The organism is Mesorhizobium sp. M0500, assembly GCF_040321165.1.
In the GTDB taxonomy this organism is placed as follows: Bacteria; Pseudomonadota; Alphaproteobacteria; order Rhizobiales; family Rhizobiaceae; genus Mesorhizobium.
Window position 1 is genome coordinate 260,723 of sequence record NZ_JAMYRB010000005.1, and the last position, 25,305, is coordinate 286,027.

General features: G+C 62.2%; 28 protein-coding genes. 9 read left to right on the forward strand and 19 right to left on the reverse strand.

Annotated elements, in window-relative coordinates; all coding sequences use genetic code 11:
- Nucleotides 1-23: 23 nt before the first annotated feature.
- Nucleotides 24-1,808 (reverse strand): sensor histidine kinase, encoded by a 1,785-nt coding sequence (locus NKI70_RS12665; RefSeq protein ID WP_023677548.1) that lies wholly within the window; start codon nucleotides 1,806-1,808, stop codon nucleotides 24-26.
- Between the two features lie 22 nt (nucleotides 1,809-1,830).
- Nucleotides 1,831-2,532: a response regulator transcription factor gene (locus tag NKI70_RS12670; protein ID WP_023677547.1), complete on the reverse strand. Its 702-nt coding sequence runs from the start codon at nucleotides 2,530-2,532 to the stop codon at nucleotides 1,831-1,833.
- A 342-nt stretch (nucleotides 2,533-2,874) separates the two neighbouring features.
- Between NKI70_RS12670 and NKI70_RS12675 the strand changes: the two genes are divergently transcribed.
- The 3 genes from NKI70_RS12675 to NKI70_RS12685 all read left to right on the forward strand — a co-directional run bounded on the left by NKI70_RS12675 (nucleotide 2,875) and on the right by NKI70_RS12685 (nucleotide 5,751).
- Nucleotides 2,875-4,485, forward strand: a complete 1,611-nt coding sequence (locus tag NKI70_RS12675; RefSeq protein ID WP_352724638.1) for a phosphoenolpyruvate carboxykinase — start codon at nucleotides 2,875-2,877, stop codon at nucleotides 4,483-4,485.
- 79 nt (nucleotides 4,486-4,564) lie between these two features.
- Complete coding sequence (gene arfB, locus NKI70_RS12680; RefSeq protein WP_023677545.1) at nucleotides 4,565-5,002, forward strand: alternative ribosome rescue aminoacyl-tRNA hydrolase ArfB; 438 nt, start codon at nucleotides 4,565-4,567, stop codon at nucleotides 5,000-5,002.
- 131 nt (nucleotides 5,003-5,133) lie between these two features.
- Complete coding sequence (locus NKI70_RS12685; RefSeq protein ID WP_023677544.1) at nucleotides 5,134-5,751, forward strand: alpha-ketoglutarate-dependent dioxygenase AlkB family protein; 618 nt, start codon at nucleotides 5,134-5,136, stop codon at nucleotides 5,749-5,751.
- Here the strand turns inward: NKI70_RS12685 and NKI70_RS12690 are convergent.
- From NKI70_RS12690 to hisB, 14 genes are all read right to left on the reverse strand, one after another.
- Nucleotides 5,714-7,327, reverse strand: coding sequence for a hypothetical protein (locus tag NKI70_RS12690; protein WP_023677543.1), 1,614 nt, complete (start codon nucleotides 7,325-7,327; stop codon nucleotides 5,714-5,716). The two genes, NKI70_RS12685 and NKI70_RS12690, sit on opposite strands and share 38 nt — an antisense overlap.
- 91 nt (nucleotides 7,328-7,418) lie before the next feature.
- Nucleotides 7,419-8,993 (reverse strand): hypothetical protein, encoded by a 1,575-nt coding sequence (locus NKI70_RS12695; protein WP_352724640.1) that lies wholly within the window; start codon nucleotides 8,991-8,993, stop codon nucleotides 7,419-7,421.
- Nucleotides 8,983-9,378, reverse strand: coding sequence for a GtrA family protein (locus NKI70_RS12700; RefSeq protein WP_023677541.1), 396 nt, complete (start codon nucleotides 9,376-9,378; stop codon nucleotides 8,983-8,985). Before NKI70_RS12700 ends, NKI70_RS12695 begins: the two co-directional genes overlap by 11 nt.
- A 7-nt stretch (nucleotides 9,379-9,385) precedes the next feature.
- A complete protein-coding gene (locus NKI70_RS12705) occupies nucleotides 9,386-10,156 on the reverse strand; it encodes a class I SAM-dependent methyltransferase (protein WP_023677540.1) in 771 nt (256 codons plus the stop codon).
- Complete coding sequence (locus NKI70_RS12710) at nucleotides 10,156-11,163, reverse strand: glycosyltransferase family 2 protein (protein ID WP_051406152.1); 1,008 nt, start codon at nucleotides 11,161-11,163, stop codon at nucleotides 10,156-10,158. Before NKI70_RS12710 ends, NKI70_RS12705 begins: the two co-directional genes overlap by 1 nt.
- 77 nt (nucleotides 11,164-11,240) lie before the next feature.
- The gene (coaA, locus tag NKI70_RS12715; protein WP_023677538.1) at nucleotides 11,241-12,200 is read right to left on the reverse strand and encodes a type I pantothenate kinase; all 960 of its coding nucleotides are present in this window, start codon (nucleotides 12,198-12,200) and stop codon (nucleotides 11,241-11,243) included.
- An 18-nt stretch (nucleotides 12,201-12,218) separates the two neighbouring features.
- Nucleotides 12,219-12,545, reverse strand: a complete 327-nt coding sequence (locus tag NKI70_RS12720; protein ID WP_352645299.1) for a phosphoribosyl-ATP diphosphatase — start codon at nucleotides 12,543-12,545, stop codon at nucleotides 12,219-12,221.
- Between the two features lie 36 nt (nucleotides 12,546-12,581).
- Complete coding sequence (gene hisF / locus NKI70_RS12725; RefSeq protein ID WP_023677537.1) at nucleotides 12,582-13,376, reverse strand: imidazole glycerol phosphate synthase subunit HisF; 795 nt, start codon at nucleotides 13,374-13,376, stop codon at nucleotides 12,582-12,584.
- On the reverse strand, nucleotides 13,373-14,209 hold the full coding sequence (locus NKI70_RS12730; protein ID WP_352634852.1) for an arginase family protein: 837 nt from the start codon (nucleotides 14,207-14,209) through the stop codon (nucleotides 13,373-13,375). The genes hisF and NKI70_RS12730 overlap by 4 nt, the downstream gene beginning before the upstream one ends.
- Before the next feature lie 3 nt (nucleotides 14,210-14,212).
- Entirely contained in the window at nucleotides 14,213-14,956 is a 744-nt protein-coding gene (gene hisA / locus NKI70_RS12735) for a 1-(5-phosphoribosyl)-5-[(5-phosphoribosylamino)methylideneamino]imidazole-4-carboxamide isomerase (protein WP_023677535.1), read from the reverse strand.
- Nucleotides 14,957-14,958: 2 nt separating this feature from the next.
- Nucleotides 14,959-15,249: a DUF1330 domain-containing protein gene (locus NKI70_RS12740; RefSeq protein WP_023677534.1), complete on the reverse strand. Its 291-nt coding sequence runs from the start codon at nucleotides 15,247-15,249 to the stop codon at nucleotides 14,959-14,961.
- 3 nt (nucleotides 15,250-15,252) lie between these two features.
- Nucleotides 15,253-15,903, reverse strand: a complete 651-nt coding sequence (gene hisH, locus NKI70_RS12745) for an imidazole glycerol phosphate synthase subunit HisH (RefSeq protein WP_023677533.1) — start codon at nucleotides 15,901-15,903, stop codon at nucleotides 15,253-15,255.
- Between the two features lies 1 nt (nucleotide 15,904).
- Nucleotides 15,905-16,378, reverse strand: a complete 474-nt coding sequence (locus tag NKI70_RS12750; protein ID WP_023677532.1) for a DUF2628 domain-containing protein — start codon at nucleotides 16,376-16,378, stop codon at nucleotides 15,905-15,907.
- Nucleotides 16,379-16,382: 4 nt separating this feature from the next.
- Nucleotides 16,383-16,982, reverse strand: coding sequence for an imidazoleglycerol-phosphate dehydratase HisB (gene hisB / locus NKI70_RS12755; protein ID WP_352634850.1), 600 nt, complete (start codon nucleotides 16,980-16,982; stop codon nucleotides 16,383-16,385).
- 226 nt (nucleotides 16,983-17,208) lie between these two features.
- Between hisB and hslV the strand changes: the two genes are divergently transcribed.
- From hslV to NKI70_RS12780, 5 genes are all read left to right on the forward strand, one after another.
- Entirely contained in the window at nucleotides 17,209-17,760 is a 552-nt protein-coding gene (gene hslV / locus NKI70_RS12760; RefSeq protein WP_023677530.1) for an ATP-dependent protease subunit HslV, read from the forward strand.
- Complete coding sequence (locus NKI70_RS12765; protein ID WP_352634848.1) at nucleotides 17,750-18,292, forward strand: GNAT family N-acetyltransferase; 543 nt, start codon at nucleotides 17,750-17,752, stop codon at nucleotides 18,290-18,292. The genes hslV and NKI70_RS12765 overlap by 11 nt, the downstream gene beginning before the upstream one ends.
- Before the next feature lie 4 nt (nucleotides 18,293-18,296).
- Nucleotides 18,297-18,893, forward strand: a complete 597-nt coding sequence (locus NKI70_RS12770; RefSeq protein WP_352634846.1) for a DUF2585 domain-containing protein — start codon at nucleotides 18,297-18,299, stop codon at nucleotides 18,891-18,893.
- Between the two features lie 4 nt (nucleotides 18,894-18,897).
- Entirely contained in the window at nucleotides 18,898-20,211 is a 1,314-nt protein-coding gene (gene hslU / locus NKI70_RS12775) for an ATP-dependent protease ATPase subunit HslU (protein ID WP_352454824.1), read from the forward strand.
- A 182-nt stretch (nucleotides 20,212-20,393) separates the two neighbouring features.
- Nucleotides 20,394-21,353: a DUF1402 family protein gene (locus NKI70_RS12780; RefSeq protein ID WP_352576350.1), complete on the forward strand. Its 960-nt coding sequence runs from the start codon at nucleotides 20,394-20,396 to the stop codon at nucleotides 21,351-21,353.
- Nucleotides 21,354-21,387: 34 nt separating this feature from the next.
- Here NKI70_RS12780 and NKI70_RS12785 read toward each other — a convergent pair whose 3' ends face one another.
- The 3 genes from NKI70_RS12785 to NKI70_RS12795 are packed head-to-tail and all read right to left on the reverse strand — an operon-like array spanning nucleotide 21,388 to nucleotide 24,102.
- Nucleotides 21,388-22,617, reverse strand: a complete 1,230-nt coding sequence (locus tag NKI70_RS12785; RefSeq protein ID WP_352635044.1) for an NAD(P)/FAD-dependent oxidoreductase — start codon at nucleotides 22,615-22,617, stop codon at nucleotides 21,388-21,390.
- 2 nt (nucleotides 22,618-22,619) lie between these two features.
- Nucleotides 22,620-22,934 (reverse strand): MocE family 2Fe-2S type ferredoxin, encoded by a 315-nt coding sequence (locus NKI70_RS12790; RefSeq protein ID WP_352454826.1) that lies wholly within the window; start codon nucleotides 22,932-22,934, stop codon nucleotides 22,620-22,622.
- 40 nt (nucleotides 22,935-22,974) lie between these two features.
- Nucleotides 22,975-24,102 (reverse strand): fatty acid desaturase family protein, encoded by a 1,128-nt coding sequence (locus NKI70_RS12795; protein WP_352701749.1) that lies wholly within the window; start codon nucleotides 24,100-24,102, stop codon nucleotides 22,975-22,977.
- Nucleotides 24,103-24,239: 137 nt separating this feature from the next.
- Here NKI70_RS12795 and NKI70_RS12800 point away from each other — a divergent pair, with 137 nt between their 5' ends.
- On the forward strand, nucleotides 24,240-25,271 hold the full coding sequence (locus NKI70_RS12800) for a LacI family DNA-binding transcriptional regulator (RefSeq protein ID WP_352724641.1): 1,032 nt from the start codon (nucleotides 24,240-24,242) through the stop codon (nucleotides 25,269-25,271).
- Nucleotides 25,272-25,305: the final 34 nt, after the last annotated feature.

A 25,305-nucleotide genomic window follows, 5' to 3' on the forward strand; every position in this document is an offset into this window, starting at 1 on the left:
CAGGCGTGATTGGAATTCATCCGTCAGCCTTCCGCCGGCAGCGTCACCACGAAGCGCGCGCCCTTGATCTCGCCAGGCTTGGTGCCCGGGATGTTCTCGGCGCTCAGCGTGCCGCCATGGGCTTCAACGATCTGCCTGGATATCGACAGGCCAAGGCCCGAGTTCTGACCGAACGCCTCGCCGGCCGGCCGATCGGTATAGAACCGCTCGAAAATGCGGTCGATGTTATCGGCACGGATACCGGGTCCATTGTCGTCGATGGTGACGATGTTGAACTTGCCGGCGCGCGCCAGCGATATGGTGATGTGGCCACGTTCCTCGGGAACGAACGAGCGGGCATTCTCGATCAGGTTGGTGATCACCTGGCCGATCCTCAGGTCATGACCGACGACGAAGTAGCCTTTCACGCCCTGTGGCAGTTTGGCGACCTTGAATTCGATCTCGACCGCCTTCTTGTTGCGCGTGGCCTCGCGCGAGACGGCGACCAGATCGGTGATGAACTTCTTGAGGTCGACGGTTCCCGCATCTTCCCGCGCCAGCTCGGCATCGAGACGGGAGGCATCGGAAATATCGGTGATGAGACGGTCAAGCCGCCTCACATCGTGCTGGATGATATCCATCAGCCGGCTGCGCGAATTGTCGTTCCTGGCCAGCGGCAATGTCTCCACCGCGCTGCGCAGCGAGGTAAGCGGGTTCTTCAACTCGTGCGAGACATCCGCGGCAAAACTTTCGATCGCCTCGATGCGGGCGTAGAGCGCATTGGTCATGTCGCGCACGGCGATCGACAGATTGCCGATCTCGTCCTGGCGGTCGGAGAAGTCGGGGATTTCCTCGCGGTTCTTGACGCCGCGGCGAACCCTGACCGCCGCCGCGGAAAGCCGGCGCAGCGGGTTGGCGATGGTGGAGGCCAGCAGCATCGACAGGATGGCGGTAACCAGGGCGGCAATGCCGAACACGCGCAGGATCGCCTTGCGCTCGGCCGCGACGATCTTGTCGATGTCGCCGCCTTCGGTCGACAGCATCAGCACGCCGAGAACGGCACGGAAGCGCTGGATCGGCACCGCCACAGAAACGATCTGCTCGCCCTGCTCCGAGATCCGCACGATCGTCGACGGGCTGCCGGTAAGCGCCTTGACCACTTCCGGAAACGCGGCGCCGTTGCCACCCGGCTGCTCGCGATAGACGGGCAGCTGCTTGTTGCGGAAGAAATCGAAGACGAATTTCTGGATGCGCTCCAGAAGGTCTGGCTGTTCCTCTTCGACCGGCGGCAGGTCGTAGCGAAGGATCTGGCCGCGCGAATAGAGATGGCGGGAATCGAGCAGCAGGTTGGCGTCGCGGTCGTAAATGCGGGCGCGGGTGCGCGTCGGCGAGATCAACCGCCTGAGCACCGGCGCCACGCGCTCCGGATTGATCGGGAAATCGAGGTTATCGAGCTGATCGGAGCCCGGGCCGAGGCTTTCGCCGGCCTGTAACTCGAGCAGCTTCTCCGGATCGATGCTGATCGAATCGGTCTCGACCGTCGCCGAGGCGGCGATCGCGCCGGCGATGATCTCGCCTTGAGTCATCAGGCTCTCGACACGGGCGTCGATCAGCCCGTCGCGAAAGGTATTGAGATAGAGAATGCCGGTGACCAGGACGGCAAGGCCGGCAAGGTTGAGAAAGAGGATACGCCGCGTCAGGCTGGAAAAGATGTGATGGCCGAGAAACCGGCGCATCGGCACCGTAATTTTCGACACGAAGGCGGGCAGAATCCGCGGCGGGCGCCTGGCGGCGCCCGACCGTCTCACTCGCTCTACTTGCACTGCCATCGAATAGCAGCTCCCGCTCGACTCAAGCTTCGCGGAACCGATATCCGACTCCGTAAAGGGTTTCGATCATTTCGAAGTCATCATCAACGGCCTTGAACTTTTTGCGTAGCCGCTTGATGTGACTGTCGATGGTGCGGTCATCGACATAGACCTGCTCATCATAAGCCGAATCCATCAGCGCATCACGGCTTTTTACAACGCCCGGACGCTGGGCCAGCGAATGCAGGATGAGGAACTCGGTGACGGTCAGCGTCACCGGCTCGCCCTTCCAGGTGCAGGTGTGGCGCTCCTGGTCCATGACAAGCTGGCCGCGCTCAAGCGACCGGGCCTGCTGGTTGGGCGCCTTGGCAGCCGCCTCGCGGGTGCTGGCGCGTCGCAGCACGGCGCGGACGCGTTCGACAAGAAGACGCTGCGAGAAGGGTTTGCGGATGAAGTCGTCGGCGCCCATCTTGAGGCCGAACAGTTCATCGATCTCATCGTCCTTGGAGGTCAGGAAGATCACCGGCAGGTCGGATTTCTGACGCATCCGGCGCAGCAACTCCATGCCGTCCATGCGCGGCATCTTGATGTCGAGGATGGCGAGGTTCGGCGGGCGCGCCGCCAGTCCCTCCAGCGCCGATGCCCCATCCGTGTAGGTTTCGACCCGATAACCCTCGGATTCGAGGGCGATCGAAACCGAAGTCAGAATGTTGCGATCGTCGTCGACAAGCGCGATTGTTGCCATTTCAAGCGGCTCCCTCATGAGCTGTCCCTTCTTTCGTCGAGAAGGGGCTTTTGCAGGACAAATTAGGTACAAAATGTGGCATAGGCTGTATCCGCTGTCACGCGCGGCATGTCGACGGCCACAATTGTACCTCGATATGGATTGGACGAATGAACATCGCCAATCCTTTGGGCAACCATCAGTGTTTTTGCACATATAAACGATTTAAACAACTTTCAAAATATTTAAATCGATTAATGATTTGATATCATTCGCCTTTTCTGGTTTTGACGTTTTTAGCTCCTGCAATGGGAGTTCCGGAATTCGCCGGTAAAGACGCGGTAAATCGAAGAAGGGACACCCATGTCGGAAGCCGGCAAACGCAATCCTGCATGTGCAATCGATCGGATCGGCCTAAGAACCACGGGCGTGGTGCGCTATAATTTCGGCGCGGCCGCGCTCTACGAGGAGGCAATCCGCCGTGGCGAGGCCCGACTCACCGCGCATGGCGCGCTTGCCGCCGAGACCGGGCAGCACACCGGCCGCTCGCCCAGGGACAAATTCGTGGTGCGCGACGAAAGCACCGCGCCGCATGTATGGTGGGACAACAACAAAGCGATTTCGCCGATCCAGTTCGATACGCTGCTTGCCGATTTTCGCGCCCACGCGGCTGGAAAGGACCTTTATGTGCAGGACCTGGTCGGCGGCGCCGACGAGGAGCTGAAGCTGCCGACCAGGGTGATCACGGAGCTTGCCTGGCACTCCTTGTTCATCCGCAATCTGCTCATCCGACCGGCCGCCGCCGAACTCGAGCATTTCATGCCCGATTTGACGATCATCGACCTGCCGTCGTTCCGCGCCGATCCCACCCGCCACGGCACGCGCGGCGAAACGGTGATTGCCGTCGATCTTTCGCACATGATCGTGTTGATCGGCGGTACCTCGTATGCCGGCGAGATGAAGAAGTCGGTGTTCACCATGCTCAACTATCTGCTGCCGGCAAAAGGTGTGATGCCGATGCACTGCTCGGCCAATGAAGGGCCCGTCGGCGACGCGGCCGTTTTCTTCGGCCTTTCCGGGACCGGCAAGACGACGTTGTCGGCCGACCCGTCGCGCACGCTGGTCGGCGACGACGAGCATGGCTGGGGACCGCACGGCATCTTCAATTTCGAGGGCGGCTGCTATGCCAAGACGATCAAGCTTTCGGCCGAAGCCGAGCCGGAGATCTTCGCCACCACCCAGCGCTTCGGCACGGTGCTGGAGAATGTGGCGCTCGACGCAGGCCGCGTGCCGGATTTCGACGACGGCGGGCTGACCGAAAACACACGCTGCGCCTACCCGCTCCACTTCATCCCCAACGCCAGCAAGACGGGGCGCGCCAGCCACCCGAAGAACATCATCATGCTGACCGCCGACGCATTCGGTGTGATGCCGCCGATCGCGCGGCTGACCCCGGCGCAGGCCATGTACCATTTCCTCTCCGGCTATACCGCCAAGGTGGCGGGGACCGAGAAGGGCGTTACGGAACCCGAAGCGACATTTTCGACATGCTTCGGCGCACCGTTCATGCCGCGGCATCCGTCGGAATACGGCAATCTGCTGCGCGAGCTCATCGCCCGCCACGGCGTCGATTGCTGGCTGGTCAACACCGGCTGGACCGGCGGCGCCTACGGCACCGGCAAGCGAATGCCGATCAAAGCAACGCGGGCGCTGCTTGCGGCGGCGCTCGACGGCTCGCTGAAAGCGGCCGACTTCCGCACCGACGCCAATTTCGGTTTCGACGTACCGGTGACGGTTGCCGGCGTCGACCGCGCCATTCTCGACCCTAGATCGACCTGGATCGACAAGCCCGCCTACGACCGGCAGGCGGCAAGGCTGGTCGGCATGTTCGTCGACAATTTCGAAAAGTTCGAAGCCCATGTCGACGCCACCGTGCTCGGCGCCGCACCACGCATGCAGATAGCGGCTGAATAGCCGTCGCCCCTGGTGATGCTTCAAGGCCCGGCTTCGATCGGGCCTTTTCTTTTTTCGCCTGCCGCGCCATGAGTGCGGCATGAACGCCGACGACAAGATCATCATTACCGACGATGCGGTGATTAATCCGGGCGACCTGCACGAGGACTTCATCCGTTCGTCCGGCCCGGGCGGCCAGAACGTCAACAAGGTGGCGACGGCAGTGCAATTGCGCTTCGATGCCGCCAATGCGGCCGGCCTGTCGGAGCGGGTGCGCGAACGGACCATCAAGCTTGCCGGCCAGCGCGCCACCAAGGACGGCGTCATCGTCATCGAAGCCGGACGCTTCCGCACCCAGGAGCAGAACCGGGCGGACGCCCGGGCGCGGCTGACGGCACTGGTCGCCAAGGCCGCCGAACCACCACCACCGCCGCGCAAGAAGACAAGGCCGTCCAAAGGCGCGGTCGAAAGACGGCTCAAGAGCAAGGCCGGGCGCGGCTCGATCAAGAAACTGCGCGGCCGGGTCGGGGATGAGTGACAGCCAAAGCGGCTTCGGATCTCAGATCGCCGGTTAAAGCGCGCAGCCACCGTCGGAGGCGGCTTTCGGGTCGCCGTTTTCATTTGACGGTGGCATTCTGATTTCTCCAGACCAACGGATTAAGCGACGCGATGCTCGTACTGCCCAAAGGCGTCCGCCATATGCCCGGCTACCTGTCGCGCGCCATGCAGGAAGTGCTGGTGGAAGATATCCGGCAGGTCGTGCAGAAGGCGCCGCTGTTCGTGCCGGCGATGCCGCGTACCGGCAAGGAGATGAGCGTGCGCATGACCAATTGCGGTCCGCTGGGCTGGGTCACCGACAAGGAGCACGGCTATCGCTACCAGCCGACCCACCCGGTGACCGGAAGGCCTTGGCCGCCGATCCCGGAGATGCTGCTCGAACTGTGGCGGGATGTATCTGCCTATGCGCACCCGCCGGAAGCCTGCCTGGTCAATTTCTATTCGCAGGATGCCAAGATGGGTCTTCACCAGGACCGCGACGAGAGCGATTTCTCCGCGCCTGTCGTCTCGGTGTCGCTCGGCGACGATTGCCTGTTCCGGGTCGGCCAGACGACGCGCGACGGCGCCACCAAATCGTTCAGGCTGAGGAGCGGCGACGTCGTCGTGCTTGGCGGCGAAGGGCGGCTCTGCTTTCACGGCGTCGACCGTATCTACCCGTCGACCTCGGCATTGCTCAGGAGTGGCGGCCGCATCAATCTGACGCTGCGACGGGTGACGATGCCGAAATAGGCTGTTCGGGTGGCCGGTGGCCCGGGCGGACATAATCGTCGCGCAGATAGATGCGCTCGGTCTCGTCCTCGATAAGAATGCGGTAGTGCGCCAGGATGGCGTCAAAGCCAAAACGCCCCATCAGTTGGCTTGTCCACATTGTGTTGTTTTTCTTGAAGACGACGATATCCGGGCGCAGACGCGCGAACTCTTCGCGTTTGCTTTCGACGTAGCGCGCCATGATGGCTCGGTAACGCGTGGCTTCGGCGGTGTCACCCGAGAGAGCTGCCTGCCGGGACAGGGAAAGTGCGAACGCTCCAAGCCAATCGCTGACGTGGGTCGAAACGAACTGCCCATCGATCATACGGTTCAACGGATGTCCCGAGGAAATATCCGAACTGACCAACGCTACGGTCGGCCGATCGGTGGCGGCGCGAATTGCGGCAACCAGTGCCGGCCCTGGTTTCTGGGTGCTCCAATAGGGCAAGAAAGCGATTGCCACCGCCGCCAATGCCCAAGCTCGCGAAGGAGCCGTCACGAACGTCAACAGCTTCGACGGCTGCTGCACGATCCTGGGCAGTGCCAGCAGGCAGAAAATGGCTGCCACAGCGCAAAAGATCGCGGGATAGGCATGATAAGACCAGCCTTTGGCTTGGTAGAACAGGGGAAACATGCCGGCGATCGATGCAGCCAACGCTACCGCCGCCAGCTCTGGAAACCGCCTGGCCGGCCACAGCCACCAGATCAGGAAGACAAGGAAACACCACGAGAAACCGTAGCCGATCACAATCGGCCAAAAGATGCCGATCTTTGCATAAACATCCGCCAAGAGGGGATAGATGTCGCGCACGAATTCCGGATGGATCAGCGTGACCGTGCTGAGATAGACAACGCAGATTCCGCCAATGACCCAGTGTTCCAGGGCGAAGATCGATTTCAGACTGCGCCGGCGCACTGCAACGACCAGCGCCGGCGCCAACACCATGATCGCATAGTAGGGCTTGACCAGCAGCAGAATGCTGCCCGACAGGCCGGCGAGTACGGCGAGCCCGGGGTCTGGTTGGGCAGCTGCATCTCTGCGCGCGCGCCAGGCATGAAGCGCAAGCAGCGGCATGAAAAGTGCCATGCCGATATGCTCCCGCTCGCTGAAGGCATTTCCGGGGAAGACCACCAACATTGCGCAAAACGCTGGCCCCAGTGCAAACAATGATGCAGTTTCGGTGAAACCCGCACGCTTGACGATCACGCCCGAGAGCGAAAGTCCGATAAGCACGGCAAGGTATGTCCAGGCCTCAACCAGGATTTCCGGGGCGGTGCCCAGCAATCTGGCCGCAGCCACTGGCGGCAGATAGAGCCAGACGCTGAATGGGGGATTGGTCTCGTAGATTTGCGAGTAAAGCCGCTCACCGGACAGCATACGCTCGCAGACCGTGATCAGCCAGCTAGTGTCGGGAACAGTCCCCCAACGTCGCTGCCAGAAGATCGAGAAGACGGTGACTGCGGCAATGGCCAGGACATTGCGGCTAGGAAGCAGCGACGCCGCAATATCCCGGTCGCGCCAGCGGCTCAAGCCGCCAATGTCGTTCGAGACGCTCATGCTGTTGCACCGAGGCTCTCGAGATCGAGCCATATGTCGTCCAGCGGAGCGATTGGATCCAGCCGTGTCATGGGTTTCCGGGGGCTCCTGCTCAATCGGTTTGGAGCGGCGCAGGCGCCGTGTAACGCAGATAGACAGTGATTTCCGGCTCGGCGTGCAGCAGACGATAGTCGGCCAAGGCGACCTGGATCCGCTTGTCCTGCAGCATCAGGGCAGTCCACGCGGGCGAGCCTGACAGCACGATATCGGGCTTCTTCGCTGATATCTCGGCGGCGTTTTCGCCGATCACCCGATCGCGGATGCTTTCAAGTTCCGGTCTCCGTTCGAGATCGCCGGTGACGCGGGCGAGCGTGTCCGCGTTGGAGACCGCCCAGGCGCTCGGATGGCGTGATGTGAACCTGCCGCCGACCAGCCTGGCGAGGGGATGGGCAACCTGCATCTGGTCGGCAATCGACATGATGGTCGGGGTTTCGACCGTTGCGCGGATCGCGGCGACAGACCGGGCGATCGGGCCGTTATCCGTCGTCAGCGCCGCGTACTGTGCCCTGACCGCTATTTGCAGCACCAGCACGCAGCCGAAGATCAGGGCGGCCTTGCGAACGAAGCCTGCACTGCCGAATGTGCCGAACCGCACAAGCTGGATGCCAAATGCAAGTGTCGCAACAACGACCATCGGCAGCGCGTGATTGGGCCAACCCTTGCCCATGACGATGAAGGCCGGAATGAACCCCAGGGCGGTCAGGAGCGGAATCCTGACGTCCCAGTTCGTCTTTCTCAGGCCGCCGGCCGCAAGCACGGTGGCGGCGGCCAGAAGCAGCACCACTTTCGGCCAGTTTGCCAGCATATCGGCGGCAGAGGCCCTCAACGGAAGATAGACCTCCCTGACCAAGGGCAGGACGTCGCTGACGTAAGCGCGGTCGAAGAGCGCGATGGACGCGATATAGGCGGCCACGATCGCAGCGCCCACCAGGTTCTCTGCGACGAAGAGCGGTCTCAGCGACCGCCTTTCAAGCGCAAGACAGAGCGACGGCAACATGAAGGCCAGCACAAAATGGGGCGGCTTGACCATGACCACGACCGCCGCGCCGAAGCCCGCGACCATGTGCTCCAGGCGCGAGCCCGCGCTGAAATCCAGGTTCCGCTGACGTGTGCATTGCAACGCCACCCAAGGCAGAATGGCAACCAATGCGAAGTGCTCGCGTTGGCCGAATTGATCCGGCATGAAACACAGGATCAAAAACAGGGCCGCCGCTGCCGCCCACAGCGCATGGGGCTGCCGATAGACCGGTTCATCGCGCGCGAGAATGTGGACGGAAACGGAAAGACTGGCCAGGCTCAGGCAAACGACGCCAAGCGTCAGCCAGAATTCCGCACGCATGCCAGTGAGCTTTTCCAGGAGCATGAACGGCATGTAGAGCCAGATCGAGAAAGGGGGGTTGGTCTCCACGATGTCGGTGTTGAGCCGCTCTCCGCCAAGCAGGCGGTCGCAGACGACCAGAAGCCACGACACGTCAACATTGGTCGGAATTGCAACGGTCGATAGCCAGACGGCGTATGTGACGACCAGACTGGCCAGCAGCAACGGAGCACCCGCTACGCCCACAAAGGGCGAGAAGCGGTTGGCGCCGGGCAGCAGTTCACTGAGGGATCGCGCGCTAGAGACCACGAAACACCCACCGCCCGAGGACGACATAGTTGATGACCGGCACGGCAATGCAGGTGAGCAGGATCGGGATTGCGGCAGGGACGCCGAGCATCTGGGTCAAAAGCCCCGGCAGGGCGATCGCGACGGCGAGGCCGGAAGCGGTGAGCAGGAGGAAGCGGGGCAATTCCATAGCGTGGCTGCCGCCCGAGGTGAACGTGAAATATTTATGCCCGGTGTAGGAGAACAGCGCGGCGACGGCGTAGGCCGCAAACGATGTGAGCGCCGCCGGCAGGGCCGCCGTTGCCTGTCCACGCGACAGCAGAAAAGCGCAAACGGCGTAGATCAGCGTCGACGCGATGCCAATCAGCGCAAAGCGCGATAGTCGACGATACGAGCCGGTGCCCATGACGCGGTCAAGCTGCCAATTTCTCGTCGAGGCGAGCGGTTTCGACGGCGCTGTCCTCGCGGAATACCGCCAGCAGCGAAACCCCGAAGGGCAAGCTTGCATTTGGTATGATGCGGCCTTCCGCCGAAAAGACTGCCTTCATCGCCGCATTCAGTGGTTTTGGCGGCGTGGCATGGCCGGCTGGCAAGGCCGACTTGCGCAACCTGTCCACCAGTCGTGCCAGCGCCGCTACCGGGAAGAGCGCGGCATTTGTGTAGCTCAGCCGGTCGATCGCGAAACCAGCCCTTTCGATTCGTTCACGCAGCAGATTGCGTGAATAGCGCCGCATATGATGCAGCCCCACATCATGCGTGCTCCACAACCATTGGTGTGCGGGCACAGTGAGGACCACGCTGCCGCCCGGTTTCAGCACTTGGCGGATCGCGGCAAGCGACGCCTCGTCTTCGGCGACATGCTCCAGCACGTCGAACAGGCAGACGAGGTCGCAGCTTTGCGGCGCGACAGGAATGTTGTCCGGCAGATGTCCGGCGAGGAAGTCGCGGCCGGTCTTTTCCCAGGCAATCCTGCGCGCGAGATCGCTCATCTCGACTGCCGTCACTGCGCCGAACTGCTCCAGCATCCGGATGTTGCCGCCGGTGCCGGCGCCGATCTCGACGATGCGCGCGTTTTCAGGCAGGCCGATGCTGCGAATGACCGCCTCGGCGATGGCGCGACGCCCGCAGAACCACCAATGCTCGTCTTCGGTGGCGGCCATCTGTCGGTAGGCGTCGATCTCCATCAGCTCATTCCCTCATATTTGCGGCGCACGATGTAGATCGGACGCTGCTTGATCTCGGCGTAGACCCTGCCGAGGTATTGTCCGATGATGCCGATGCCGAGTAACTGGATGCCGCCAAGGAAAAGAACACTGACCAGCAGGGAGGCGTAGCCGGGCACATCAACGCCAAAGATCATTGTCTTGGCGACGATCAGCAGGCCGTAGAGGAACGACAGCGCGGAAATCGTCGCGCCGACATAGGTCCAGATTTCAAGCGGAGCGGTGGAGAAGCTGGTGATGCCTTCGAGCGCGAAGTTCCACAGCTTCCAGCCGGAGAATTTCGACTGGCCGGCGATGCGCTGATCGCGGACATATTCGACGCTTGCGGTGCGGAACCCGACCCAGGCGAACAGGCCCTTCATGAAACGACGGCGTTCGGGCAAAGACCGCAGCGCCTGGATGACCTGGCGGTCGATCAAACGGAAGTCGCCGACATCGTGCGGGATCTTCTGCTGCGCGATCCAGTTGTGAACGCGGTAGAACATCGAGGCGGAGCGCTGCTTGAGAAAGCTGTCGCTCGACCGATTGGCTCGCTTGGCCAGAACAACCTCAAAACCCTCGCGCCACTTTTCCACAAGCAGCGGAATGACATGCGGCGGATCCTGCATATCGACATCCATCGGAATCGCTGCATCGGCATCGCAGCTGTCGAGCCCCGCGGTCATCGCGGCTTCCTTGCCGAAATTGCGTGAAAGGTCGATTACGTGGATGCGTGGATCGGTTTGTTGGGCTTCGATCAGCTTTTCGAGCGTCGTATCGCTGCTGCCGTCGTTGACGAAGATGAACTCGAGGGCAACGCCTTTGTCCTTCAGCGGCGCGGTGCTTTCGCATACCGCCTTCAGGAATGGAGCAATTGCGCCTTCCTCATTGTGGACAGGCACGATCAGGGCAATCGTTGCGCCGCCGCTGCCCGGACGTGCGATGCGGTCAGCTGCCGGCTGATCGATGTTTAGGAATGGCGCATTCATTTGTTTGCCGAGCCCGCAGATCAGGCCCGACAATAGAAAGACTGGGTTAAGATGACTTTAAGGAATGTCCCGGGATTTCACAGTTTCCTAAGCGCCACTTCCTCGACCAGATGGTTGGCGCCCTTGCGCAGGATGAGATCGGCACGGGCGCGGGTCGGCAATATATTCTCGCGCAGATTCTTCAGGTTGATGTTGGTCCACAGGCCCTCGGCGATGGCGCGGGCCGCATCCTCGGAAAGTTGCGAATAGCGGTGGAAGAAGGAGGCCGGGTCGCGGAAGGCGGTTTCGCGCAGCCGCATGAAGCGGGCGATATACCAGTGATGGATCAGCGCCTCCTCGGCATCGATATAGATGGCGAAGTCGAAGAAATCCGACAGGAAAGGCACGATCTTGCCGTCCTTGGGCAGCTTGCCCGGCTGCAGGACATTAATGCCTTCGAAGATCAGGATGTCGGGCCGGTCGATGGTCTGGAACTCGCCCGGAATGACGTCATAGGTCAGGTGCGAATAGACCGGCGCGCGGACGTTGCGCTGCGCCGATTTGATGCCAGACAGGAAGCGCAGCAGCGCGCCGACGTCGTAGCTGTCCGGAAAGCCCTTGCGCTCCATCAAATTGTTGCGGCGCAGGATTTCGTTCGGCAGCAGGAAACCGTCGGTGGTGACCAGGTCGACCTTGGGACTCGACGGCCAGCGCGCCAGCAGCTCCTTTAGCACGCGCGCCGTGGTCGATTTGCCGACCGCCACGGAACCTGCAATGCCGATGATGAACGGTGTCTTGGCCGCGTCCAGCGCGTTGAAGAAGGCCTGGCGTTGCCTGAACAGGAGTTGACTGGCTTCGACATGAGCCGACAACAGCCGTGACATCGAAAGATAGATGCGCTCGACCTCGTGGAGATCGACCGGATCGTTCAGCGACCGCAGACGACGGACCTCGTCCTCGGTGAGCGTCATCGGCGTATCGGCGCGGAACCGCGACCATTGCTCGGCCGAGAAGAAACGATAGGGTGAATACTTCTCGGTAGGAGCGAGCTGGTCCATCGAGTTCCTCCGCAGCGATCAGCCCCGGTCCAGCCGAGACGCCTTTTCGGCGATGCCCGAACGACCGGTGCGGCGTTCAAGCTCGTTGAGCACATCGCTCAGCGGAATGTCCGCTATGCCGAGAACGACAAGCCAATGATAGATGAGATCGGCGCTTTCCGAAACAAGCGCGTCCCGGTCGGCGCTGACGGCTGCGATCACCGTTTCGACCGCCTCTTCGCCGAGTTTCTGCGCTGCCTTGCTCATGCCGCGCTGAAAGAGCTTGGCCGTCCACGAATCCGGATCGCCGGAACGTGCGCGTTCGCCAATAATCTTCTCCAGTTCGGAGAGCGAGAACTCGGTCATGACGGCGTTTACAGCCTCTTCTTAGCCGGAAAGGCTCTAGGACCGATTACCCGGCGAGTCCAGCCGCATCGGCAGTCCGGCCTGAGCCATGTGCAGCTTGGCTTCGGCGATGCTGTAGGTGCCGAAATGGAAGATCGACGCCGCCAGCACCGCGCCGGCATGGCCGTCGCGAATGCCTTCGACAAGGTGGTCGAGCGTGCCGACGCCACCGGAAGCGATGACCGGCACGCGTACGGCATCGGCGACCGCGCGGGTAAGGGCTATGTCGTAGCCGGCCTTGGTGCCGTCGCGGTCCATCGATGTTAGCAGGATCTCGCCGGCGCCGAGATCGACCACTCGCCGAGCGAACTCGACGGCGTCGATGCCGGTCTTCTCGCGGCCGCCATGGGTGAATATCTCCCAGCGATCAGCCTCGCTCGCAGCGGACACTTTCTTGGCATCGATGGCGACGACGATGCACTGGTTGCCGAATTTGTCGGCAGCCTCGGCGACAAAATTTGGGGTCTTCACCGCCGCCGTGTTGATCGACACCTTGTCGGCGCCGGCCAGTAGCAGCTTCCTGATGTCGGCGACCTGACGGACGCCACCGCCAACGGTCAGCGGCATGAAACATTGTTCGGCGGTGCGGGCGATGACATCGAAAATGGTCTCGCGGTTTTCCGACGAGGCGGTGATGTCGAGAAAGCAGAGCTCGTCGGCGCCGGCCGCGTCATAGGCTTTTGCCGCTTCGACGGGATCGCCGGCATCGACCAGGTCGACGAAATTGACGCCCTTGACGACACGGCCGTTCTTGACGTCGAGACAGGGGATGACGCGGGCTTTCAGCATCAGATCCTCTCGATCGCCGCAAGAAAGTCGACAAGCAGCTGGCCGACGACGGGCGGAACTTCGGACTGGGAATCAAAGGCCGGGTCGTAGGCCGAGAGCGTCACGCCGACGATTGGGATTGACCTGGCCAGTCCGCAGGCAAGCTGCCGTAGCTGTTCCGGACTCGGGCCGCCCGGGTGCGCGTAGCGGTTCACCTGCAACACATCCGGATCGAGGACATCCAGGTCGAGATGCAGATGCGCCCGCACAGTCCCTGTCGCCGTGAGCTTTCCGATCATATCGAGTGCACCGGCACATTCGGTGCGCACGATCGGCAAAGTTTCCAGCAGTCGCTTTTCGTCGGGATCGAGGTCGCGGGCATCGACCAGCATGCAGCGCGCCGGGTCTATCGGCCGGAACGCCGGAATTGCTGCCGCCATCGGATGCCAGCAGAGCCCGAGCGTCGCCGCCAGCGCCATGCCGTCGAGAAAGCCGTAGGAGGACGTCTCCGGCGTGTTGAGATCGCCATGCTGGTCGATCCAGATGATCGAATCCGCAACTTCACCGGCGACCGCACCGGCGGCGGTCAGGCAATTTCCAGCAAGGATAATGGGGAAGCGTCCTCCATCGCGGGCGAGGTTAACCCTGGTCGCGACGGCGTTGCAGACGGCGAAGCCGGTTGCAATTTCGCGCCCCTGCTCGTCTCCGACCTTGCCGATATCTTCGACGGCGACGTCATGGCCAGCCACGGTCAGGGCTTCGACCAGCCCACCGCCGATGATGGCGTCCGGCCCCTGGCCGCACCCTTCGTGATAGTGCCCGCTGTCGTAGGGAGCAACGATAATCGAGACCTTCACGTTTCACACCCCTGCCATCGGTTTGCCACGCAGGATCGCCAATGCCTCGGCCGGGTCGATGCGGCCGTCGTAGAGGGCGCGTCCGGAGATCGCGCCTTCGAGCTTGCGGGCATCGGGCAGGGTCATGCGCACGATGTCGGCGATCGAGGCGAGCCCGCCCGAGGCGATAACCGGGATCGACACCGCGTCGGCGAGATCGATGGTGGCGTCCCAGTTGATGCCGGTCAGCACACCGTCGCGGTCGATATCGGTGTAGATGATGGCGGCGACGCCGGCACCCTCGAATTTCCTCGCCAGTTCAATGACGCCGAGGCTCGAGGCTTCAGCCCAGCCTTCGACCGCGACCTTGCCGCCCTTGGCGTCGATGCCGACGGCGATCTTGCCCGGGAATGCCTTGCAGGCCTGCCTGACCAGATCCGGATCGCGCACCGCCACGGTGCCAAGAATGACGCGGGCCAGCCCACGGTCGAGCCAGTCCTCGATCTGCGCCAGGGTGCGGATGCCGCCGCCGAGCTGCACCGGATTGCTCGTCGCCTTCAGGATGGCGCCGACCGCGGCGCTGTTGACGCTCTGGCCCTTGAAGGCGCCGTTGAGGTCGACGACGTGCAACCATTCGAAGCCCTGCTCTGCGAAGGCGCGCGCCTGAGCGGCGGGATCGTCATTGTAGATGGTGGCGGTCGCCATGTCGCCATGCCTGAGGCGCACGCATTTGCCGTCCTTGAGGTCTATCGCCGGAAACAGAAACACCTTCAGGCGCCTTCGACGATGACAAAGTGGCCGGTCGAGCCGGCGAGCCTGTACTTCAAGGCCTCCTGGTATTCAGGCGAGCCGTAGCATTCCAGCGCCTTTTCATAGGATTCGAATTCCACCAGCACGTGGCGATTGCCTGCCGGTCCTTCCGGGCTGGTGTACCGCCCGGCGCGCACCGGGAACTTCGCGCCGTATTTCGCGAAAGCCGCGGCATTGGCCTCGATGTACTGCTTGTAGATCTCGGGATCGTGGACATCGACCATTGCCATCCAATAGCCCTTCTTGCTCATGGTTCAGGGCCTCCAGCCTAGGAAATTGGTGATCAGCGCCAGGCCCAGCGCCTGGCTCTTCTCGGGGTGGAATTGCGTTCCGGCTAGGTTGTCGCGGGCGACAGCGGCCGTTACCGGGCCGCCATAGTCGGCAACCGCCAGCACCTCATCCTCCTTCCGTGCATCGAGATGGTAGGAGTGGACGAAATAGGCGTGCAGTCCCTTGCCACCCGTCGCAATGCCGGAAAACAGCGGATGCTTGCGCTTCAGGTCAATCGTGTTCCAGCCGATCTGCGGGATCTTCAGTGTCGGATCGGCCGGCGTGATCTCCTTGACGTCGCCGGCGACCCAGCCAAAGCCCTTTGTGACGGTCTTTTCCAGGCCTCGCTCCGACATCAGCTGCATGCCGACGCAGATGCCGAGGAACGGCCGAGCCTTGGCGATCGCCACCTCCTCGACCGCTTCCCACATGCCGGCGACCGCACGCAGTCCAGCGGCGCAATCGGCATAGGCACCGACGCCGGGCAGGACGATGCGGTCGGCGGTCCTGACCCGCTCGGCATCGGCGGTGAGTTCGATCGCGGCGGCAATGCCGGCTTCATGCGCAGCACGCTCGAAGGCCTTGGTGGCCGAGCGCAGATTGCCCGACCCGTAATCGATGATCGCCACCCTCATCTCAGGGCTTTCCCGGAATATGGTTCAGCCCCAGCGCCAGGCCCATCTGCGCCGACCGGGCATGTGCTGCGTCTGGGACGATGCGTTGCACCGTCGGTTGTTCATCCGACTGAGCATCGGCTTCCAATGCATAGCGGACGTCTGCGTCGTCGAGCCTGTCGGCCTCGACCACGCCCCATTCATGCCAGCCGCGACGGCGCAGGGCTGCGATCCGCAAGCCCTGCCCTTCCAGTCCGACAAAGAGCATGACAAGCAGGGATAAAAGCGAGCCGGCTGTTTCCAGGTCCAGCCTTTCGCCCAGCATCGAGAGCAGGCCCATGGCGACAAACGCCAATGCCGCCTCGACCCACAGCCGGTGCCAGGCCAGCCACAGCGGCGGCACTAGGAAGCCGAGCCAGGCAAAGCCGTCACGGATAAAGGTAGTGTCCACGCTTTCGCTGCGGCCTGGCGGCTCCATTACGACATAGATGGCCATGGCGTTACCCTTTCAGGGATCCCTTGGTGGAGGGAACCGCGTCCGGCTGGCGCAGGTCGCGCTCAAGTGCCGAACGCAACACACGCGCCACGGCCTTGAAGCAGGTCTCGGCGACGTGGTGGTTGTTGGCGCCGTAATGATTGGTGACATGCAGCGTGATGCCGGCATTCTGCGCCAGCGCGTGGAAGAATTCGCGCACCAGCTCGGTGTCGAACGTACCGATCTTCGGCGACGAGAATGAAACATTCCAGACCAGAAAAGGCCGGCCGGAGACATCGATTGCCGCCCGCGTCAGTGTCTCGTCCATGGCGAGATCGATCGAGGCGTAGCGCATGATGCCGCGCCGCTCGCCCAATGCCTTGGCCAGCGCCTGGCCGAGCGCAATGCCCGTATCCTCGACCGTGTGGTGGTCGTCTATGTGCAGGTCGCCCTTGGCCCTCACGGTCATGTCGATCAGCGAATGGCGCGACAACTGGTCCAGCATATGGTCGAAGAAGCCGACGCCCGTCGAAATGTCGGATTTGCCCGAGCCGTCGACCTGAACCGATACGGCGATGTCGGTTTCCCTGGTCTTGCGGCTTATCTCGGCGGAACGGGGCGCCATGACCTCATCCTTGTCTCAGATTTTGCACGATTCAGGCGTTCACATGCCTGAAAACGAAAGCCTTCTAGCAGCATGATCCGGCGATTGCCAGTTACCGCTGCGGAGCCCGATCCGACCCGGTGGATGGCCGGTTTGCAATCGTCCGGCCTATGCATACATATGGCCGATCAAGTCACTCGTAACGCGCCGATCGCCTCGATGGGATCGGTGCTTATCGGAGCAGAAAATGTCGAATGAACTGACCATGCATGCCACGACCATCCTGACCGTGCGCAAGGGCGGCAAGGTGGTGATCGCCGGCGACGGCCAGGTCAGCCTCGGCCAGACCATCATGAAAGGCAACGCCAAGAAGGTGCGCCGCATCGGCAAGGGCGGCAACGTCATCGCCGGTTTCGCCGGCGCCACCGCCGATGCCTTCACTCTGCTCGAGCGGCTTGAAGCCAAGCTCGAACAATATCCCGACCAGCTGACACGCGCCTGCGTCGAGCTTGCCAAGGACTGGCGCACCGACCGCTATTTGCGGCGGCTGGAAGCGATGATGCTGGTGGCCGACAAGTCGGTGTCGCTGGCGCTGACCGGCACCGGCGACGTGCTGGAGCCCGAATTTGGCGTCATGGCCATCGGCTCGGGCGGCAATTACGCGCTGGCAGCGGCACGCGCGCTGGTGGACAGCGACAAGGGCGCAGAGGAGATCGCCCGCAAGGCGATGCAGATCGCGTCAGACATTTGCGTCTACACCAACAACAACTTCGTCGTCGAAACCCTCGATGCCGCCTGAGCGGAGCCTCCGCTATGGTTTTCGGCCGGTGACCCAGAGGGACCTGCCGATGATCGCCGGCTGGCTTGCCGAGCCGCATGTCGCCGAATGGTGGAACGACCCAGAGACCGAGATTGCGGAGATCCGCGAGCATATCGACAGCATTTCGGTCGAGCCGCTGATTATCGAGCTCGACGGAAAGCCCATCGGCTATTTGCAGAGCTACGATCCGCATCTGGAGGACGGCCATCCCTATAGCGACCAGCCGTTCGGCACGCTCGGCATCGATCTGTCGATCGGCGTGCCGGAGCTTGTCGGGGTCGGCCACGGCTCGGCGATCGTCCGGCAGTTCGTCGAGCAGCTTTTCGAGGAAGGTACGCCGCGCGTCATCATCGACCCGGACCCCGCCAATGCACGGGCTATCCGTGCCTATGAAAAGGCCGGTTTCACGGCTATCGATCGCAGGAAGTCGGAATATGGCGATGCCGTGCTGATGGCGATTGATGCCCCAGAGGGTGATGCCGAACAGGGTGACGCAGAAGAGGGGCAATAGCAGCATGAGCGTATCCAGCGACAAAACCGTCTCGGCCTACTACGACAGTTGGCGAATGGGGCTTCTGCTGGTTCTCGGCCTGGTCATCTTCCAGGCCGGGGTCCTCTACGGCATGGGGCGGACGCCGATCTGTACCTGCGGCTACGTCAAGCTGTGGCACGGCATTGTGCAAAGCTCGGAGAATTCCCAGCATATTTCGGACTGGTACAGCTTCTCGCACATCATTCACGGCTTCCTGTTCTATGCGCTGGCGTGGTTCGTTTTCCCGCGCTCGCCGATCGGGCTCAGGCTGGCCTTTGCGGTGGTTATAGAGGGCGGCTGGGAGCTGCTCGAGAACAGCCCTTTCATCATCGATCGCTATCGCGCCGGCACGATCTCGCTCGACTATTATGGCGACAGCATCATCAATTCGGTGTCGGACACGCTGGCCATGGTGCTGGGGTTTGTCATGGCGCGAAGGCTTCCTATATGGGTGATCGTAACCCTCGCCCTCATCTTCGAATTCGGTGTCGGCTATCTCATCCGGGACAATCTGACACTCAACGTGATCATGCTGCTGCATCCGTTCGAGTCCGTTCGGCAGTGGCAAAGTGGAATTTAGTGACATGAGCACCTTCTCTCCTCGCGAAATCGTTTCGGAACTCGACCGCTTCATCATCGGCCAGAAAGACGCCAAGCGTGCCGTGGCGATTGCCTTGCGCAACCGCTGGCGCCGCCAGCAGCTCGAGGGCCAGATGCGCGAAGAGGTGATGCCGAAGAATATCCTGATGATCGGCCCGACCGGCGTCGGCAAGACCGAGATTTCGCGCCGCCTGGCACGCCTTGCCGGTGCGCCTTTCGTCAAGGTCGAAGCCACCAAGTTCACCGAGGTCGGTTATGTCGGCCGCGATGTCGAGCAGATCATCCGCGACCTGGTCGAGATCGCCATCGGGCTGGTTCGCGAGAAGATGCGCGAGGACGTCAAGGCGCGTGCCCACATCAACGCCGAGGAACGGGTGCTCGAAGCGCTCGTCGGCAAGACGGCGAGCCCGGCCACCCGTGACAGTTTCCGCAAGAAGCTGCGCGACGGCGAGCTCGACGACAAGGAGATTGAGATCGAAGTGGCCGATACCGGCAATGGCGGCATGCCCGGCTTCGAGATCCCCGGCATGCCGGGCGCCAATATCGGCGTGCTCAACATCAACGATATGCTGTCGAAAGCGATGGGCGGCAAGAAGACCAAGTTGCGCAAGACGACCGTCAAGGAGTCCTACGGGCTGTTGATCAGCGACGAGTCCGACAAGCTGCTCGATCAGGACGAAGTAGTGCGCAGGGCACTCGAATCGACCGAGAATGACGGCATTGTCTTCCTTGACGAGATCGACAAGATCGCCTCGCGCGAAGGCGGCATCGGTGCCGGTGTTTCGCGTGAAGGTGTGCAGCGCGACCTGCTGCCGCTGGTCGAAGGCACCACGGTTGCGACCAAATACGGACCGGTGAAGACCGACCACATCCTGTTCATCGCCTCGGGTGCGTTCCACGTCGCCAAGCCCTCCGATCTGCTGCCGGAATTGCAGGGCCGCCTGCCGATCCGCGTCGAGCTGCGGGCGCTGGAGAAGGGCGATTTCGTCCGCATCCTCACCGAGACCGAAGCCAGCCTGATCAAGCAGTATATCGCGCTGATGAAGACCGAAGGCGTCGATCTGGTCTTCACCGACGACGCCATCGATTCGTTGGCCGGCATCGCCGTGGACCTCAACGCCAGCGTCGAGAATATTGGCGCCAGGCGGCTGCAGACGGTGATGGAACGGGTGCTGGACGATATCTCCTATGACGCGCCGGACCGCAACGGCACCTCGGTGACCATCGATGCCGCCTATGTCGAGAAGCATGTCGGTGACCTCTCCAGAAACACGGACTTGTCGCGTTTCATCCTGTAGGAGACGCTTCATTCTCGAAGAGGGTCGGGGAATTGCTCCCGGCCTCCCCAATTTGGCCCAGCATTCCCGATGTGTGGCCAAATGGAAGCATCCGGCAAGCTTTCGTCCCGTCGGGTGCAGGCGTCTCTCGACTCCCGGTGGAGCATTACCTAGTTTGCCGGCGACTATTTGGGCGGCGGCGCATGAAAAAACTAATCCTCGTCATTTTGGGGCTGACGCTGGCGGCAGCCATGTTCGCCGCACAAGCGGCAACGATGGTGCCGCCGGGCAACCGCAACACCGAGCAGCCCGACATACCGGGCGCTTCGAGCCGGCGCACCCAGGCGACCAACACCACCTTCCAGGCGAAATACCGCAAAGTCTTTGCGCTGCTCCAGAACGATGCCGAGCTGCGCGGTAAGATCAAGCAGGCAGCCGCGGCCTATGACATCGACCCAATGCATATCGTTGGAGCCATCGTCGGCGAGCATACCTATAATGTCGATGCCTATGACCGGCTGCAGACCTATTACGTCAAGGCGATCTCGTATCTGTCGAGCAAGCTCTCCTTTGCCTATGATGGCGAGGACATCACCGATTTCGTGCAACGGCCGCAATTTGCGAAATGCGCAGGGAAGTCCGACAGCTACGATCTGTGGGAGTGCCGCGAACAGGTGTGGAACCGGTCGTTCCGCGGCAAAACCGTCAACGGCGAGAGCTTTCCCAACGACCGCTTCGGCGCCACTTTCTTCCAGCCTTATTATGCCGGCCAGACTTTTGGCCTTGGCCAGCTCAATCCGCTGACGGCACTGCAGATGAGCGATCTCGTGCACAAGGTTTCCGGCCTGCCGGAACTCGACGTCGGTGACCCCAATGCGGTCTACAAGACGATCATGGACCCTGACCTGACACTGCCTTATGTCGCGGCGACGATAAGGAAGTCGATCGACGCCTATAAAAGCATTGCCGGCTTCGACATCTCAGGCAATCCCGGCATCACGTCGACGCTCTACAATGTCGGCAATCCCGAACAGCGCGCCTATGCGCTGAAAGCCGAGAACGACAAGCGCCGCGCTGCGGGCGAGCCGGAAAAGCTGCCCGAGGAAAATTACTATGGCTGGCTGGTCAACGACAAGCTGCCGGAGCTGAAAGCGCTGTTTTAGCCGAACGCGTTCGGCCAATTATCCACGCGGCGGATCAAGCCGCCAGCAGCGATTTTAATTTGACCGCCTGCGAGACTAGCGCTTCCGGCGCCGGCCTTGCCTGCTTTGCAATCAGCATCTCGGCCAGCCTTATGTCGCGGGCGACCGCGTTGCCTGGGCCGATGCCGCTTGCCGCAACCAGCCTGCCGTCCTCGGCGAGGTGGAACAGGATGAAGGCGCCGTAGCCGAGGTCGCGGCGCACGATGCTGCGGCCTTCGTCCGACAGGCCGGCGATCTGCAAGGTCAGGCCGTACTGATCCGACCAGAACCACGGCACCGCCGCATGGGACTCGCCGGCGCCAAGCATATTCCTTGCGGCGAGCGCGCCCTGCTCCTGTGCATTGCGCCAAGCTTCGAGCCGCACGCGCCGGCCGCCATAGATGGCGAGCGGAAACGAACAGCAATCGCCGGCGGCAAAGATATCCCGGTCGCTGGTGCGAAGCTCGGCGTCGACGGCGACACCATTGTCGACGGTCAGCCCCGCCTCCGCGGCAAGTCCGGTCACCGGCACGGCGCCGATGCCGATCACGGCAAGATCGGCGACAATGTCGTGTCCACCGGCGAGCGCGATGCGCACTTCGGCGCCATCATCGGCAATGGCGGCGATGCCCTCGCCGCACAGGATTTTCACGCCTTCGGCTTCATGCGCCTGATGGATGATCTCAGCGATCTCGGCCGGCACGCCGCGCATCAAGATGCGCGGCTGCGCCTCGATAACTGTGACCGCCGCACCCAGTCTGCGTGCCGCCGCGGCAAGCTCAAGCCCGATGAAGCCGCCGCCAATGATGGCGATGCGATTTCCGGCGCTGAGATGGGCGCGAATGGCCAGCGCGTCGTTGAAGGTCCGGAGGTAGACGCAGCGCCCGCCAAGGCCCGGCATCGGCAGCTTGCGCGGCACCGAACCGGTCGCCAGCAGGAGCTTGTCGTAGGCCAGGACGGAACCGTCCGAGAGGCGCACGACATGCGCCGCGCGGTCGATCGCCACCGCCTGAACCGAATGGATATGCCTGATCGATCTTTCGGCCAGGATCGCGTCGGTGGCGATTGCCTTGAGCAGCGGCGCGTCGGCAACCATCGCGTCTTTCGACAGCGGCGGCCGCTCATAGGGCAGATGCGGCTCGTCGCCGACCAGCGTCACCGGTCCATCATAGCCGAGCTCGCGCAGCGCAAGGGCGGCGCGCCCGCCGCATTCGCCGGCGCCAATGATGACCATTCCCTTCGTCATCATCAACCGATCCGGACAAGGACTTTGCCGGCGTCGACCTTGACCGGATAGGTCCTGAGATCGACGCAGACCGGCGCGCCCCTGGCAGCCCCTGTCTTGTAGTTGAAGCGGCCATTATGCTTCGGGCATTCGATGATATCGTCCATCACCAGCCCGTCGGCCAGATGCACCTTCTCATGCGTGCAAAGCCCGTCGGTGGCGAAATACCCGTCGTCGGGGCTGCGATAGATGGCAAAGGTGCGGCCGCCATGGTCGAAGCGCATCACGTCCTCTTCGTCGATGTCCTCGGCGTCACAGGCCTCGACCCAGTCGCTCATTTACGGGTCCCTCGATGTTTGATGCCTTGGCATGGGCTTGTCATTCAGCAGCCACCGCAACAGCAGCGTTATCGCTGTGGAAATCCTCGCGATAGGGCCTCGCCGTCGGCGGCAGTTCGCGCTTGATGAAATAATCCTCATTGCGCAGCTGGCGCAGGAAAGCCGGTATCATCTCGCGGTAGCCGGCCAGGATGGACGGTGTCGGCGCCGGCAGATCGTGCTTGATCAGTTCGTGCAGCCTGGGCAGCGCATGATAGGGCACCATGGGAAACATGTGATGCTCGACATGGTAGTTCATGTTCCAGTAGATGAAGCGGCTTATCGGGTTCATGTAGACGGTGCGGCTGTTGAGCCGGTGATCGGTGACGTTTTCAGCCAGGCCGCCATGCTGCAGCAGGCCGACCATGACATGGTGCCAGGCACCGTAAAGCCTGGGCAGACCGACCAGCATCAGCGGCAGGAACGAGCCGGTATAGAGCGCCAGCGCAATGGTCGCGGCATAGATTGTCGTCCAGATGCGGGCAATGCGAATTGCCTTCGGCTGCTCCTGGTCGGGAATGAAGGTTCTTTCGGCCGGACTGACGATACCGGCTGCATTGCGCAGCATGTCGCTCATCGCCTGCCAGGCGTCGAGAATGCCGACGAAGTTGAGCACCACGCGCAGCAGATCGGGCGGACGCATCACCGAGATCTCCGGATCGCGGCCGACGATGATGGTATCGGTATGATGGCGCGTGTGGCTCCAGCGCCAGGTCACGGGATTGCGCATGATCATGAAGCAGGCGATCTGATAGACCACGTCGTTCATCCACTGCGTCCTGAAGGCGGTGCCGTGGCCGCATTCGTGCCAGCGTGAATCGGTGGAGGAACCGTAGAGGACGCCATAGACGAAGAAGAACGGCACGCACCACCAGCTGCCCCAGAACCAGGCGGCGCCGGCGCCGCTGAGGATCATGGTGCCGAGCCAGATGATGGTATCGCGGATCGCCGGGCCGTCGGAGCGCTGCATCAGCTCCTTCATCTGCTTGCGCGGCACGTCGGTGTGATACCACTCGGCCGCCGCCAGCCCGCTCTCGACGGCAAGCTTCGCGTCGCGGCCGATCAGGCTGTAGTCGCGTCGGGACGCTGCTGCGGAGCTCGTATTCCCGGTTCGGAGTCCAATATCCACCATAGCGGAGGCCTCGATCATGTTCGGTCAGCGTTCAAAATAACGCCGAGCCCTGATAGGCTCAATATCACAAAGATAGTTTCTATCATTTTCCATCAGAATGGTGTAAAAGGGCCAAACAGTGGAATGAGGCAGCGATGGCGAAACGGCCGACGATCACCGACCTGGCGCGCATTTCGGGGGTCAGCGTTGCCACCGTCGACCGGGTACTGAACAACCGCTTGCCGGTGCGCGAGGAAACCGCGCGCCGCGTCTATGAGGCCGCGACCAGCATCGGCTATCACGCAGCCGGATTGATCAAGCAGCGGATGCGCCATGAATTGCCCGAATACCGGCTCGGGTTCCTGCTGTTGAGACGGGAGGACGTCTTCTACAGTGAATTTGCCCGCGAGCTTGAACTGGCGGTATCGCAGTCGCCGCGCTTTCGCGGCGTGGCCACCATCGACTTCGCCGCTTCGCTGGCGCCGGACGAGATCGTCGAGCGGATGCGCAAGCTGGCCGCCAAATCCAGGGCCGTCGCCCTGGTCGGGCCTGATCACCCGACGCTGACGGTCGCCGTCGAGGCTCTCAAAGCCAATGGCGTACCGGTGTTCTCCCTGCTTTCCGACTTTGCGTCCGGTATTCGCGAGGGCTATGTTGGCCTGGACAATCGCAAGGTCGGCCGAACCGCTGCCTGGATGATCTCGAAGGCCGCGAAGAGACCTGGCAAGGTTGCCCTGTTCGTCGGCAGCCATCGCTTCCACGGCCATGAGCTTCGCGAGATCGGTTTTCGCTCCTTCTTTCGCGAGCAGGCGCCGGAATTCACTCTCCTCGAGACGTTGGTCAATCTGGAAGCGAACCAGATCACGCATGATGCAATGATCGAGCTTCTGGCCCGCCACCCTGATCTCGACGGTTGCTATGTCGCCGGTGGCGGCATGGAAGGCGCGATCTCGGCGCTGAGGGAGGCAAAGCCGGCTGAGATGCCGGCGGTCGTCTGCAACGAGATCACGCCCGACTCCCGCGCGGCGCTGGCAGATAATTTCCTGACCATGGTGATCTCGACGCCACTGGCGGCGCTTTGCCGCGAGCTTGTCGGGCTGATGGCGCATGCCATCGAGACCGGCGCTGCGAATGCGCCGGGCCAGACCTTTCTGCCCTTCGACATTTATCTGCCGGAAAACATCTGACGTCGCGGTCATCGGCGGCAGACATGATGTAATC